Source organism: Desulfovibrio simplex (assembly GCF_055387835.1).
In genome coordinates, this window is record NZ_AP042377.1 from 3,371,939 (window position 1) to 3,385,412 (window position 13,474).

A 13,474-nucleotide genomic window follows, 5' to 3' on the forward strand; every position below is an offset into this window, starting at 1 on the left:
GGGCCGTATGTATTGTCTGCTATTTTTCCACCGGGAAGACGGTCTGGTCCTGCACATCGGTTTGCAGGGCTTCAACAGCCCTTTCGACTCTGTGCAGGCGCATCTTCCACTGTTCTTCAAGGGATGCCTGAGGATTGCCAAGAGGATAGGGAACCGCGAACGTGGGCACTATGCGGTTACTGCCGACTGTTTTCGCGATATTGACAAGGTTGCACATGACCACAACAGGGATGCCGCTACGTTCAATCTCTTTTCCGATCGTTGCACCGCAACGAGTGCAGGTTCCTCAGGTGGCGGTGAGGATGACGCCCTCAACTCCCCTCTGGTGCAGCACTTCGGCAATCTCGCGGCCCATGCGCGCCGCTTCGCCCTGGGTCGTTCCCGTACCCACGGTGGTGTAGAAGTAGTCGTCCACTTCGCCGAGCAGGCCTTCGTTCTGCAAGGCCCTGATGGCGTCCAGGGGCACGACCACGTTGGGGTTCTTGTCCGCCTGTTCAGGGTCGTAGCCAGCGTGGATGGTCTTGAACACGCCAGACTCCAGCGCGGCCATCTTGGCGATGTCGTACTTGCCCCAGCGTGTGGCCGAGCAGGATTCTATCCTGTCCGGGTTGGCCACGGGCACGATGCCGCCGGAAGTGACCAGGGCGATCTTGATCTTGGTGATGTCCTTGATGGCCGGGGCAATGGGGATCAGGTCAGGGGCGGGGATGGGCAGTTCTGTCTGGAATTCCTTTCCGGCAAGCTTGGCAAGCAGCATGTCCACCGCGCGGTCGCAGGCGGGCACAGGCTCCATGCCGAGGTCTTCAAGGTAGACCTGGTGGCGGATGCCGCGGCCGAAGTAGCCTTCCATCTCGGCGGGCAACAGGCGTTCGCCCGCGGCGATCTTGTCGGCAAAGTTGACCATGGCGGTCATGTCGGCCTTCATGGTCGTGGCGCGAGCGCCGCCCTTGAAGATATACAGGTCTTTTTTGAAAAGCTCGACGCCGGGGTTTTCAACGTTCATCGAGCTGATGACCGGCACGTTGAACTTTTCGCTGACAGCCTTGCACACAAGGCCGCAGGCATTGCCGTAGCGACCGGCGTTAAAGGCCGGACCGGCGATGAAGATGTCGAACTCCTTGCCTTCAAGCAGCTTGAGGCAGCGTTCCACGGCCTCTTCGGCATGCGAGGCCATAAAGTTGTCGCCGCAGATCAGGGTGTTCGTGATTTCAACATTCTTGGAAACGGCATTGAAGATATTCGAGCATCCAAGAGCGCCATCGTGCATGGCCGGCTCATAGTCCGCCATGTCTTCACCGCCAACCTGCCCGAAGAACTGGTTGAGGTAGTGGATAGCTTTTTTCTTCATGGTCTTCTCCCGATAGAGTAAAAATTATCGACGTACCAATGGGTATTTTCGTGGGCGATTAAAACTCGAAGCAGCGCTTGACCGAGTACCCGCTGGGATGGTCGGCGCAGAAGACGGCGTTGTCCTCAAGCAGGCACGATCCGTCAGGATTGACGCAACCGGCCCAGCCGCCGGAAAGACCGTCGCGCTGCAGGGCGTCCAGTTCGCCAAGAACGGTTTTCATGGGGGGCAGATGCACCAGTTCGGAAACGTTGCCCGTGGAAACCAGGGCGTCGGCCTTGGGGTCAAGAGCCACCAGGGGCTGGGACTTGCCGTCGCGGCCCGTGCATTCGTTGGAAATACCGACGGTTTTGACCCCGGCCTTTTCCAGCTCCACAATTACCTGGATGTAGTCCACATCGGGGTTGCCGTAACCTTCTTCGGCGACGATGGCCCCGTCGGCGCCAAGGTTGTTGGCAATCTGGGCGACCATGATGGCGGACCTGACCTTCTGTTCCATGATCACATTCAGGTTGGACATGATCACGCCAAGGAAGTTGAGGGTCTTGCCATGCTCTTTCATGAGGCGCTTGATGGTGGGATTATTCTGAAACTCGTAGGTGGAGATCTTGGAAGAGCAGGGCATGAAACTGCCGGAAACCACAGCGCCGCCCAGGATTTCATTGGGGTGCATGTAGGTCGGGAGCATGTGGTTGCCATCCCATCCGTAAACCAGGGTGTTGTAGCCCATAGCTTCCATCTGCGTCTGGGGCTGCATCACGTAGACAACCGAAGGCAGGTCTGAGACGGATGCGTCGCGGCGGTTGACGGCGTCAAGCTCGTAAACGTCGATGCTGTCGGGGGTAAGATCGGCCAGCGTTTTGCCAAGGTACTCGGCAAGGCGCATGCCAGCCCAGCGAAGGGCATGGTTTTTCTTCTGCTGCTCGTGCCTTTCGAATTCTTCATCCGTATCGGCCACAAGCACGATATTTTTCAGAAAGCCGTAGATGGTGCCGCGCTGGAAGGGGCCGCCCATGTCGATGAGGCCGTCCTGGAAGCTGCCCCAGTGCTTGCCCACAACCAGCAGAGAAGCGCCGGAAAGGGTGTGCACGCGGCCGGTGGCCGCCGAGCGGAGGTCGGATGTCACGCCGGGGTGGTTGCCGGGAGCGCCGCTGACGCGGCAGCGGATTTCCAGCGCGTCTTTGACGGGAACAAGGCGCACTTCATCGCCGGGCTTGACGATATGAAGCTCGGCCGAGGTGATGTGCTCGTCCTTCATGACTTCGGCGAGCGCTTCTTCTTTGTTTACGGTAAAAATACCGTTGGCAAAGCCGGTTTTTGCGCCGAAGGCCACATCCTTCACTACAAAGTTACCAATCTCAAGTTTCATGGGCTGCACTCCTTTTAGTGCTGAGAAACGGTTTGTGCCGGAAAAGCCCTTTCAGGGGCCCCACAACCGGAACGCCGTAGACAATGGCGGTTCCAGTTTTCAACCGTATGTCGGAAAGACGGACCGGGCACGCAGCTGGTCCAGCCATTTGAGGCGCAGCGCCTGCGCTGTGAACACCTCAAGCCGAGTCGCTCATAGTATCGAGAGCGGCGGGCAAAGCCTTGCTCCGGACGGGCAGGTGATGCGCGCTCTTCCGTCGCCTTTCACCCGCAGGTCACAATGTGCTTTTGCCGTGTTGCTCCCGCATGTCTGCTGCGGCTTTTGTCAACGCCTCTCCATCCAGCACCATTTCCATCATGCTGATGTGCTCTTCCCACGCCTGGGGATCGGCCTCCTTTTTAATGGCAGGGTCAAGGATGTGATACACGGGAAGTCCCAACGGGACTCCGGCCAATGGGCCTGCGTACGTGGGGTCGCCCAGGGTCACGGTCTCGGCGTAAATGCCGGTTCCGTCAACATCGGCTGTACCCAGGATGACGAGGATGTCTTCCTTGTTGTACTTTTCAGCGGCTTCTTTCGAGCGTTGCTGATTTTGCAGATCCATTGCGCCTGCCGCGGTTCAAACAAAACATTCGGTTGCGGCAAAGACGACTTCGGCATCGCTGCCTTCGAAGGCTTTGGCCATGGCCAGACCGGGGATGCCGTCCCGTTCGCCGATTAAAATAAGTTTTTTTCCTGCAATACCACTCATACATTCTCCTTTTTGTTACAATAGAGGGAGATTATTTTTCTAATTATGCATATAAAGTTATTTTTCAAACCTGTATTCAATAAAATTATAATAATATATAAAATATTTATAAAAAAATAATTTACAAATTTTAAAACTTTTCTTTATTGATACGTTGTTATCGAAGTATATTTTTGTTAAATTTTATTTAACAAATAAGAAAATACGTTTATGCCCTTTCAGCCGTAAGCTGAGGTCGGAGTCGACAGGCCCTCTACAGCAACATGTGTTCCAAAATTTTTTCAGGATGAAAGAACGCCGGTATCGTGCCCAAATAGTGAAATAAATCACATAAAAATGATAAAGGTTACGACGAGGCGCGGTTGTGTGCAGAGAGTATATATTTTAATAATTGAAAATAATTTTTATGTTTTTAAAAATTATTTTTAAATTGGTCAGCATTCCATAGACGCCCAACACCTGCCGAACGGCAAAGGAGTTTCGCGAACATGAGAACAAAAAAGCCGAGCGCTATTATGAAATATACAGAGATGTTTGAGATGCTCTTTGACAGTGTGGACATCGGGCTGATCATTGCGGATGTGGACGGTACCCTTGTGTATTACAACAAGGCGCAATCGGCCATTGACAGGATCGAGATTGACGACGCCCTGGGGCGCAAAATGTATGAGGTGTATAAATTCACCAAGGATTGAAGTCCGGCCATGCAGGTACTCAGGACCGGAGTGCCAATAGAAAACAAGGTTTATTACTACTTTACGCGCGGCGGCAACCTTGTGTACTCAACGTGCACAATATACCCCCTGTATACAAAGGAAAAAGAACTCCTTGGCGTTGTGTGCTACAGCATCGGCTACACGGACCTTGCCCGCCACATGGAAAATGTGCAGCACGTGATCGAGGCCCAGGGCAGCAAGGCCCCCGGTCGAAAAAGAGCTTTGACTACTGACAGGCATTATTCCTTTGCGTCCATTGTCGGCATGAACCAGGAATTGCGAAAGGCTGTGGGCATGGCGGAAGTGGCGGCCACCTCATCGGCTTCCGTGATGCTTATTGGTGAAACGGGCGTGGGCAAGGAGGTGTTTGCCCAGGCCATACATTATGGGAGCGTCCGGCGCGCAAGACCGTACACAGCCATAAACTGCTCGGCCGTGCCCGAGCCGCTCCTTGAGGGCATCCTTTTTGGCACATCCAGGGGCGCGTTTACCGGGGCGCTTGACAAGCCCGGGCTTTTTGAAACCACAAACGGGGGCACGTTCTTTCTGGATGAAGTCGACTCCATGCCGATTTTTTTGCAAAGCAAACTGTTGCGGGCCCTGCAGGAAAAGAAGATCAGGCGTGTGGGGGATGCCGCCGAAAAAGATATAGACGTTCGCATCTTGTGCGCGGTGGGCCAGCAGCCAAAAGAATTGCTGAGCACAGGAGCCCTGCGCCCGGATATCTACTATCGTCTGGGGGCCATAAAAATATTCCTGCCGCCGCTGAGAAGTAGAATGGACGATATTGTTCCGCTGTCCAGTCATTTTCTCGCCAAGCATAATCCGAATCCGCTGAACCCGCCGCCGCAACTCTCTGAAGCCGCACTGGGCCTGCTGTCGACGCACAACTGGCCGGGCAACGTGCGCGAACTGGAACATGTGCTTGAGGCGGCCATAAGCGTTGGCCAGGGCGTCTCCGTATTGGATGTCGAGCAGCTTACCAAGGCCTGCCCCGATATTTTTCCTCCTGACACGGCCCCGGTCACGACAAACCAGGCCCCCGCCGGAAGTTACGCTGCCGCGGCGTTCAGCGTAAAAGCGGTGCCGTCGGTTGCTGCCGACGTGCAGGCGGTTCCTGATGCAAAGGACAAAAAAAGCGTATTTGAGGTGCCAATCCCGGCCTCTGAAAATTTGCTGGCAAGTCGTAAGGATATGGAGCAGGTCGCCATTCTGGACGCGCTGGGCAAGGCGGCCGGCAATAAAAGCCTGGCTTCCCGGCTGCTTGGAATTTCGCCCCAGCTTTTATCCTATAAGATCAAAAAGTTCGGCATCAACGCGAAAAGCTTTGTGCCCAAGAAGCTTTAGCGTACGTTACCCTTGAAAAAGGGTACATGCTCTCATGCTGCATGCGAGTGCGGCTCGCCGCACCGTGGCGTGGATTCTGCCGGACATCGCAATTCTCGGCAGAATGACAAATTGAACTATGCAGTCTTTCAAAATCAATCTGATCTGGCGCAAAGCAACCCTGAGAAGGCGCTCTCTCAAGGCAATGGACATACCCGTTCCGGCTCTGACAGCGCAGAGACTCTGCGCTCGGGCCTTCCCGCCAAGCGCCAGATCCCGCAGCCGCAGGGCAATTTCCCTATGAATTTACCCAGCCGCAGATGCAGGCGCCCCACACGTTGCGATTGCTTCTGAACGGGCGTCCCTGGGCGCGCGTCCTCGGGCAGAAAGCTTTTGGAGAGTATGGCGCATCCGCTGCGGCGCGCAATTACGGGGCTGCCTCGGGTGAACGCCAGTGCGGCTGTGGGCGTTCATGAAGTCTTAAGGTATTTCACGGTGAACGGATGATGGAAGCGGGCAGTAACGGAGCTTTGTGCCTGTTACGCCGTCAATGCCGCAGCAAGGGACGTTGGAAAGCTTCAGACAATCAGGCACGCTTTATGCAAAATTGTGTCCGGCCAGTTTGATCGTAAGCAGGCAGCACTTATACCGGGCACGTTCGTTCGCGCTGGCGTGCCCCTTGAGGGAAGGAGAGCCTATGCCAACACGCATATTGCACAAGGAAAGCCTGATCCCAGGCAAAACCAGCAAGCTGGTGCTTGATGCACCGGAAATCGCCCGCAAGGGCAAACCCGGCCACTTTGTCATGCTGCGCATGACCCCCACCGGGGAGCGCATCCCCCTTACCATTGCTGATACTGACGCCGAAAACGGCACCATCACCATTGTGTATCTGGTCATGGGCAAAAGCACGGCCCTGCTTGAAGCTCTCAATGTAGGCGACGACATCCTTGATGTCTGCGGCCCTCTGGGCCACCCCACCCATATTGAAAAGAAAGGCACCGTCATCTGCGTGGGCGGCGGTACGGGCATTGCCGCCATGCACCACATTGCCAAGGGCCATGCCCGCATGGGCAACAAGGTCGTGGGCGTCATCGGCGCGCGCAGCAAGGATCTGCTGCTTTTTGAAAACGAGCTGAAATCCTTTGTCAACGAGCTGCTCATCTCCACCGATGACGGCAGTTACGGGCACAAGGGGCTTGTGACGGACCTTCTGCGCGACAGGCTCGAAAAAGACAAGAGCGTCTTTGAAGTCGTGGCCGTGGGCCCCGTGCCCATGATGGCGGCCGTGGCCGAAACCACGCGCCCCTTTGGCGTCAGGACCACGGTCAGCCTCAACCCCATCATGGTTGACGGCATCGGCATGTGCGGCGCGTGCCGCGTCAGCGTGGGCGGCAAAACCAAGTTCGCCTGTGTGGACGGCCCCGAATTTGACGGGCACGAAGTGGACTTTCCCGAACTGCGCCGCCGCCTGGCCGCCTATCGCGAACAGGAAAAGGTCTCCATCGACGACTATCAGAGGACTGCTCATGGAAACTAAGACCCCCAAAAAGCCCGTAGCCCCCAGGGTGGATATGCCCTGTCAGCCCGCCGAGGTGCGGCGCACGAATTTTGACGAAGTGGCCCTGGGGTACACCAGGGAAATGGCCATCGAAGAGGCCAAGCGCTGCCTCCAGTGCAAAAAGCCCCTCTGCGTCAGTGGTTGCCCGGTTGAAGTGCCCATCCGCGACTTTATCCGCGAAACGGCGGTTGGCAACATGGACGCCGCCTACCGCATCATCAAAAGCACCAACAGCCTGCCCGCCGTATGCGGCCGCGTCTGCCCGCAGGAACACCAGTGCGAGGGCAAGTGCGTTCTGAGGGCCAAGGGCCAGCCAGTGGCCATCGGCCGCCTTGAGCGCTTTGTGGCCGACACCTATATCGCCACCTCGGCCTGCGAGCAGGTCACCGGCATCAATTCCTGCGCCCTGCCGCGCGGCGACCTCAAGGTTGCCTGCATCGGCTCCGGCCCGTCTTCCCTCACCTGTGCGGGCGTCTGCGCCGCGGCGGGCATCAAGGTCGACGTGTACGAAGCCCTGCACGAGCCCGGCGGCGTGCTGATTTACGGCATCCCCGCCTTCCGTCTGCCCAAGAACGTGGTCGCCACAGAAATTGACGGTCTGCGCCTGGCTGGCGTGGACTTTCACCTCAACTCCGTTGGCGGCCGCACCGTCGAGGTGGACGAACTGCTTGAAACCCACCATGCCGTCTTTATCGGCGTGGGCGCGGGCCTGCCAATGTTTTTGGGCGTTCCCGGCGAAAACCTGGTGGGCGTGTTTTCGGCCAACGAGTACCTTACCCGCGTGAACCTTGGCCGGGCCTACGACTTTCCGCAGCAGGACACCCCGGCTTTTCCCGGCAGGAACGTCACTGTCTTCGGCGCCGGCAACGTGGCCATGGACGCGGCCCGCACCGCCCTGCGCATGGGGGCTGAAAGCGTACACATCGTCTACCGCCGCACCAGGGCTGAAATGCCCGCCCGTCTTGAAGAACTGGAACACGCCGAGGAAGAGGGCGTGCAGTTCGCCATGCTTTCGGCCCCGGTACGCTTCAACGGCGACGCCGAAATGCGCCTCACTTCCGTTACCCTGCAAAAAATGGAGCTTGGCGAGCCCGACGCTTCGGGCCGTCGTCGCCCTGTGGCCATTGAGGGCGAAGTGTTCGACCTGCCCACGGACCTTGCCATCGTGGCGCTGGGCACACGTTCCAACCCCATTCTTCTGGACGCCACCCCCAGGCTCAGACAGAACAAGTGGGGCTACATCGAGGTGAATGAAGAAACGGGCGAAACGTCCATTCCCAACGTCTTTGCCGGGGGCGACATCGTCACCGGAGCGGCCACCGTCATCCTCGCCATGGGCGCGGGCCGCAAGGCCGGGCAGGAGATTGTGAAGCGGCTTCTGGGCTAGTACGCTGTAACACTTAAAAATTCGTATAGAGCGGCGTGCTAGCCGCCGGGCGATCAAGCCCGGCTCGCCGCCACAGGCGGCGTGAGCCAAGCAAAAATCGCATTTTTTGCTTGGCGATCTTCACACTTAAAACGCATCGAATGAGTAGTTTTAAGTGTGACATGGTACTAGATACAGCTTGAAATAGCGGCGCGGCAGGGGCCTGTCAGAGCAGGCTCCTGCCGCCGCGCCTAGCGGCACATGCGGTAATGAGAGCATTCTATCTTTGAAAAGGGGTAAATGCCCTGACGTTGCACGCGAGTGCGGCACCCCGCAAGGTGGCGCAGGTTCCCCGAAAATGGCATTTTTCGGCAGAATGACGCCCTTTGCAATGTGCAGCATGTCAAAGCTGATCTGATTTAGTTGACTGCGGCGCTCAGGATGCTTGCCGCCACGGAAGTTTCATCGTAATTTGAATCAACTGATGCAAACAACTTCATACCGCAACCGCATAGTGCAACTGTTCCGGCGGCTGCGCGGGCAATCGCCCGGTGTGAAGGAGCTGACGCGGTCTGCCCGCGCTGTTGCGCGCCGTGGCGGGCGCACGCCGTCAACGTTGATAATGTGTATCCGCAATGATAACCTGTTTTTATTGAGTACGGCGGCATCGTCGGGCGTCTGGCAGGGGAGTTTTCTGCACAGCGTTCACTGTTGGCTAAAAACTGCAACACAGCATGGACAGCATGACGCGCATTTGTTCCCATATCCCGCATGTTCCTGATACCCGCAGGACAGGAGCGCTTGCGCCATCCGCGCGGCGATCCGGCCTTATGGTATCCGGTGGAACCTGACTTTGCGGCGCTGTGGGACAGGCTGTCTCGCGTCATCCTTCAAGCAGGGCCACTCTCTAATTATTTTCCAGCCCTGCAAGGCAGGGTTGCGACAGATCTTTTTCACAGCGCAGGTTTCGCATGTAAATGCGAAACCTTTTTTATTTTGGGGCGGAAAAAATGCTTCATGCCCTATGGCGGGGTACGGCGTTTTATGGTGTCGGCAGCAGCGGCGTTGTGGACTCATATTGTTTCAGGTGCGCGCCGGCATGGCCGCACACCAGGCAAAAGGACGGATCAGGGCGCGTTGTCCAACATTTTTTGACGGAGGCTGTTATGGATGCAGGAAAAAACGGTCGTCGCGGTTTTTTGAAATCGCTTTCTCTGGGAGCAGCGGGCGCCGCGATCATCACGCCACAGGCCGCACAAGCCGCAAGCGGGGGCACCCTTCAGGTCTGGTCGTGCGGCGGCCTTGCCGAGGCCATGTGCCCGGCGCATGACGAATACACACGGCAATCCGGCGTCAAGATTGTCTACACCGGGGCCTTTGCCGGGGCTCTCGGAAAATCCCTGCTCAGCGGCAGCGGGCATACCGAGGTTTTTGCCGGGCGTGTGCTCGCGCTGGCGCAACGCCTGCGCAAGGCGGGAAAAATGCTCGCGTTCAAACCTCTGTGCTTTACAAGCTACGTGATCGCGGTTCCCAAGGGCAACCCCGCTGGCATCGCCGACCTTGAGGATCTCGCCCGCAAAGGCGTGCGCGTGGCCATGGCCAAGGAGGCGTCGCCGCCAGGAGGGCAGGCCGTCATGGGCCTGCTCAAGGCCGCTGACCTGACCCAGAAGGTGCTGGCCAATGTGCCGGAACAGGGAACCTGTGTGCAGCGGTCGGTGGAAAACGTCACCAGCGGTCAGGCCGACGCAATGATTGTGGAGCGGCGCATCTGTCGCATGCCGCGTTTTGCCAGCCATCTTGATGTGGTGGAGATTCCGGAAAAGTTTTTTCCCGCCGGGCCGCTGACCTTTACCGTGGGCCTTATGGCCGACGCGGCGGACAAGGATCTGGCCAACGCCTACATCACCTGGCTGACCAGCCCGCAGGGCCAGGCGTTTTTTGATCAGGCCGGGTTTATCCCCGCCATTTCTCCCAAGGGTCAGGAACTCATCGAAAAGCTGGGGGTCAAAGATGTTGCATGAACTGGTCGCCCGACCCAGCCTCAGGCTGCGGACCCTTCGCTGGTGCAACAGGGCCGTACTGATGGCCTCCACGCTGTTTATCGGCGAATGGGGGTTGTACGGCGCGTTTCGCTGTCCTTTTGTGGTGCCCTTTGTCAGTTGTCAGAACTGCCCGGTCATAACCTGTCCCGGCCAGGCGTCCCGCATGTTCTGGGGATTCTGGGGAGTCTGGCTGGCTGTGGCCGTGTTCTTCGGCAGGGCTTTTTGCGGCTGGCTGTGCCCGGGAAACTTCGTCAACCGGGTTCTGGCGCTCAACCCCTTCAAGTTCGGGCCAAACCCCACAGGCGTGAAGAACTACAGATGGGCCAAATACCTCATGCTGGCGGCGGGGCTGCTGGCATGGTTCGCCATGGGGCAGCCCAGAGTGAACGTGCCCCTGCGTGTGGGCGAGTTCTGGCCTTCGGTCATGCTGACGTGGGAACACGCATTCCCCATGTGGCAGCTGCGCCTTGTCATCACGGTGGGCGTGCTGGCTCTGGGGCTGGGCGTCATCATGTGCTGGTGCCGCTTTGCCTGTCCCTTTGGCGCGGCTCTGGAACTTGTGCGGCGGTTTTCCCTTTTCCGCTTTTACAAGACGCCGGAATGCAATGACTGCGACAAATGCAGAAAGGCCTGCAACATGCGCACGCGGCCCGATGAGGAAAACTGCGTCAACTGCGGCGACTGCGTGGGTTCATGCCCCAAGGACTGCATACGCTTCGGCGTCAAGCCAAGGGGCAAGGCATGACCATACTGCAGCCGGACAGTTCGCGGCATCCCTGCTTCAGCCCGGAGGCGCACCGGTCTTTCGGCCGGGTTCATCTGCCCGTGGCGGCAGGCTGCAACGTGCAATGCGGTTTTTGCGACCGCAGATATTCCTGCGTCAACGAGTCCCGCCCCGGAGTCACGGCCCGGCTGCTTTCGCCGGAGGAGGCCGTTGACGCGGCCCTGCGCGCCGTGGCCCACATGCCGCATCTGAGCGTTGTCGGCATAGCTGGCCCAGGCGATCCCCTGGCCGACGCCACGCGCACGCTGGACACCCTTGCCACGCTGCGCGAGGCGCTGCCCGGCATGCTCCTGTGCCTGTCCACCAATGGTCTGGCCTTGCCGCTGCATGCGGACGCCCTGGCCGCACTGGGCGTGGGGCACGTGACTGTGACGGTCAATGCCGTGGACCCCGCCATTGGCGCTGACGTGTACAACTGGGTGGACGACGGTGGCGGCCGCGTAACCGGGCGGGAGGGCGCGGCCCTGTTGCTGGAGCGGCAGGAAAAAGGCGTGCGACGTCTGAAAACCCTGGGCGTGACGGTCAAGATAAACACGGTGGTCATCCCCGGCGTCAACAGCGACCACGTGCGGGACATCGCCACGGCCGTGGCGTCCTGGGGGGCCGACCTCATGAACTGCATACCGCTGCTGCCCGTGGCGGGCACACGCTTTGCCGGCACGGCGTCTCCCGGCCCGGACATGATGCACCGCCTGCGGGCCGAAGCCGGGGCCATCATTCCCCAGATGCGCCACTGCACGCGCTGCCGCGCTGACGCCCTGGGCTTTCTTGGTGAAGACGGGCGGCTTGAAGACATCTGCTGCGCGCCGCCCGCGACGCGGGCCGATGCTCAGGAATTCGGCCTGTAAGCCTGGCGGTTCCCGGTGCGCACAGAGCGGCGATGCCTGCGAGCGCCAGGCGGCTCCGAGAGGCGGGTTTGGTTTTTTACGGACAGTTGGATTGTTACATGACTCTGGTGGCCGCGCCTACAGCCGCCAGAGCAATTTCAAAGTGAACGTGCTCTAAAAAATTTCGAAGGTCTGGTTCCCATGTGCTGTAAAGGCTTTTGGCATTGTGCAACTCTGGCAAACTGATGGAGGTTATATGCGCATCCTGTTCAGCAAGATTCTGGCAATCGCGTTCGTGCTTGCCCTGACAGTCGCGGCCCAGGCGGCGGAGCTGCCACGGCTGAAAGTCGGCTACATTTTCACCACCAACCACACCCCGCTCATGGCGGCCATGAGCATGGGGGAAAAGTTCACTGTGGACGGCATGTGGATGCAGCCCCTGGTGCCCAAGGAAAAGTACCAGTTGATGAAGAACGGCAAGGCCGTGGCTGTGCTTGACATTGTTGTCATTAAAAGCGGTTCGGAAACCGCCACGCTCTTCGCCCAGAAGCAGCTTGACATAGGCCTGGCTTCCATCACCGCCATCATGGCCGGCATTGACAAAAATATCCCCATCAAGATCGTTTCGCCCCTGGTGCTGGCCAGCGGCGGCGTTGTCGTGTCCAATGACGTGCCCGCCAAAACATGGCCGGAATTTATCGCCTACATCAAAGCTTCTTCCAAGCCTGTCAACATTGGCTACCACTCGCCCAGCAGCGCGCCCATCATTATTCTTGAAAGCGCGCTCAAGTCCGAGGGCATCAGCTATACCAGCAATCCTCTGGACCAGAAGGCGCAGGTGGTGCTGGTAGACCTGAAAGGCATGTCCAACCTCATCCCCGCGCTGAGCAGCAAGCAGGTTGACGCCGTGGTGGGGCCCGAGCCTTTTCCGCAGACGGCGGTGGGCAAGGGCGCTGGTTGCGACATCAGCATGCTGCGTAACCTGCCCCCGGAAAAAAAATGGACGGACTATCCCTGCTGCGTCATAGCCGCCAGGGAAGAGACCATTGCCGAGCACCCCGACCTTGTGCGTGACTTTGTCCGCCTGATGGCCGGAGCGGGGCAGTGGTGCAATGAAGACACGCGCCGCGCCGGGATTCTCGGAGCAGGCTGGATAGGCCTGCCCGAAGAGATCGGCAAGAATTCCAACCTGCGTTTTCTGCAAAGCTTTACTGAGGGCTGGAAGGACGGCGCTGACGGCTATTTGAGCGAACTGAACAAGGCCGGGTATTTCAAGGGCGCGCTGAAGGGCAAGACCTTCAAGGAAGCGGAAGGCATCCTTGTGGATCCACGGTTTCTGAACGGCAAATAGCATCCCTGCGTGTCGCGCCCGCCCTCCGTGTTC

At 58.4% G+C, this 13,474-nt stretch carries 12 protein-coding genes; 9 read left to right on the top strand and 3 right to left on the bottom strand.

The genetic code is table 11. The features are described 5' to 3' along the window. Window positions 1–19: 19 nt before the first annotated feature. The 3 genes from ACZ5DH_RS13720 to grdA form a co-directional block, all read right to left on the bottom strand. Window positions 20–1,348, bottom strand: coding sequence for a glycine/betaine/sarcosine/D-proline family reductase selenoprotein B (locus tag ACZ5DH_RS13720; RefSeq protein ID WP_464254804.1), 1,329 nt, complete (start codon window positions 1,346–1,348; stop codon window positions 20–22). A gap of 58 nt (window positions 1,349–1,406) precedes the next feature. Next, the gene (locus tag ACZ5DH_RS13725; protein ID WP_464254805.1) at window positions 1,407–2,717 is read right to left on the bottom strand and encodes a glycine/sarcosine/betaine reductase component B subunit; all 1,311 of its coding nucleotides are present in this window, start codon (window positions 2,715–2,717) and stop codon (window positions 1,407–1,409) included. Between the two features lie 274 nt (window positions 2,718–2,991). Beyond that, the gene (gene grdA / locus ACZ5DH_RS13730; protein WP_464254806.1) at window positions 2,992–3,468 is read right to left on the bottom strand and encodes a glycine/sarcosine/betaine reductase complex selenoprotein A; all 477 of its coding nucleotides are present in this window, start codon (window positions 3,466–3,468) and stop codon (window positions 2,992–2,994) included. A 515-nt stretch (window positions 3,469–3,983) separates the two neighbouring features. Between grdA and ACZ5DH_RS13735 the strand changes: the two genes are divergently transcribed. The 9 genes from ACZ5DH_RS13735 (at window position 3,984) to ACZ5DH_RS13775 (ending at window position 13,441) form a co-directional block, all read left to right on the top strand. Further along, window positions 3,984–4,163: a hypothetical protein gene (locus ACZ5DH_RS13735; RefSeq protein WP_464254807.1), complete on the top strand. Its 180-nt coding sequence runs from the start codon at window positions 3,984–3,986 to the stop codon at window positions 4,161–4,163. Between the two features lie 9 nt (window positions 4,164–4,172). After that, a complete protein-coding gene (locus ACZ5DH_RS13740) occupies window positions 4,173–5,531 on the top strand; it encodes a sigma-54 interaction domain-containing protein (RefSeq protein ID WP_464254808.1) in 1,359 nt (452 codons plus the stop codon). A 676-nt stretch (window positions 5,532–6,207) separates the two neighbouring features. Next, the gene (locus tag ACZ5DH_RS13745; RefSeq protein WP_464254809.1) at window positions 6,208–7,050 is read left to right on the top strand and encodes a sulfide/dihydroorotate dehydrogenase-like FAD/NAD-binding protein; all 843 of its coding nucleotides are present in this window, start codon (window positions 6,208–6,210) and stop codon (window positions 7,048–7,050) included. Continuing rightward, on the top strand, window positions 7,040–8,458 hold the full coding sequence (gltA, locus tag ACZ5DH_RS13750) for an NADPH-dependent glutamate synthase (RefSeq protein WP_464254810.1): 1,419 nt from the start codon (window positions 7,040–7,042) through the stop codon (window positions 8,456–8,458). Before ACZ5DH_RS13745 ends, gltA begins: the two co-directional genes overlap by 11 nt. A gap of 750 nt (window positions 8,459–9,208) precedes the next feature. After that, a complete protein-coding gene (locus ACZ5DH_RS13755) occupies window positions 9,209–9,592 on the top strand; it encodes a hypothetical protein (protein WP_464254811.1) in 384 nt (127 codons plus the stop codon). 11 nt (window positions 9,593–9,603) lie between these two features. Further along, window positions 9,604–10,458: a substrate-binding domain-containing protein gene (locus ACZ5DH_RS13760; protein ID WP_464254812.1), complete on the top strand. Its 855-nt coding sequence runs from the start codon at window positions 9,604–9,606 to the stop codon at window positions 10,456–10,458. After that, complete coding sequence (locus ACZ5DH_RS13765) at window positions 10,448–11,224, top strand: 4Fe-4S binding protein (protein ID WP_464254813.1); 777 nt, start codon at window positions 10,448–10,450, stop codon at window positions 11,222–11,224. The genes ACZ5DH_RS13760 and ACZ5DH_RS13765 overlap by 11 nt, the downstream gene beginning before the upstream one ends. Further along, the gene (gene nifB / locus ACZ5DH_RS13770; protein WP_464254814.1) at window positions 11,221–12,111 is read left to right on the top strand and encodes a nitrogenase cofactor biosynthesis protein NifB; all 891 of its coding nucleotides are present in this window, start codon (window positions 11,221–11,223) and stop codon (window positions 12,109–12,111) included. The genes ACZ5DH_RS13765 and nifB overlap by 4 nt, the downstream gene beginning before the upstream one ends. A gap of 235 nt (window positions 12,112–12,346) precedes the next feature. Beyond that, window positions 12,347–13,441 (top strand): ABC transporter substrate-binding protein, encoded by a 1,095-nt coding sequence (locus tag ACZ5DH_RS13775; RefSeq protein ID WP_464254815.1) that lies wholly within the window; start codon window positions 12,347–12,349, stop codon window positions 13,439–13,441. Window positions 13,442–13,474: the final 33 nt, after the last annotated feature.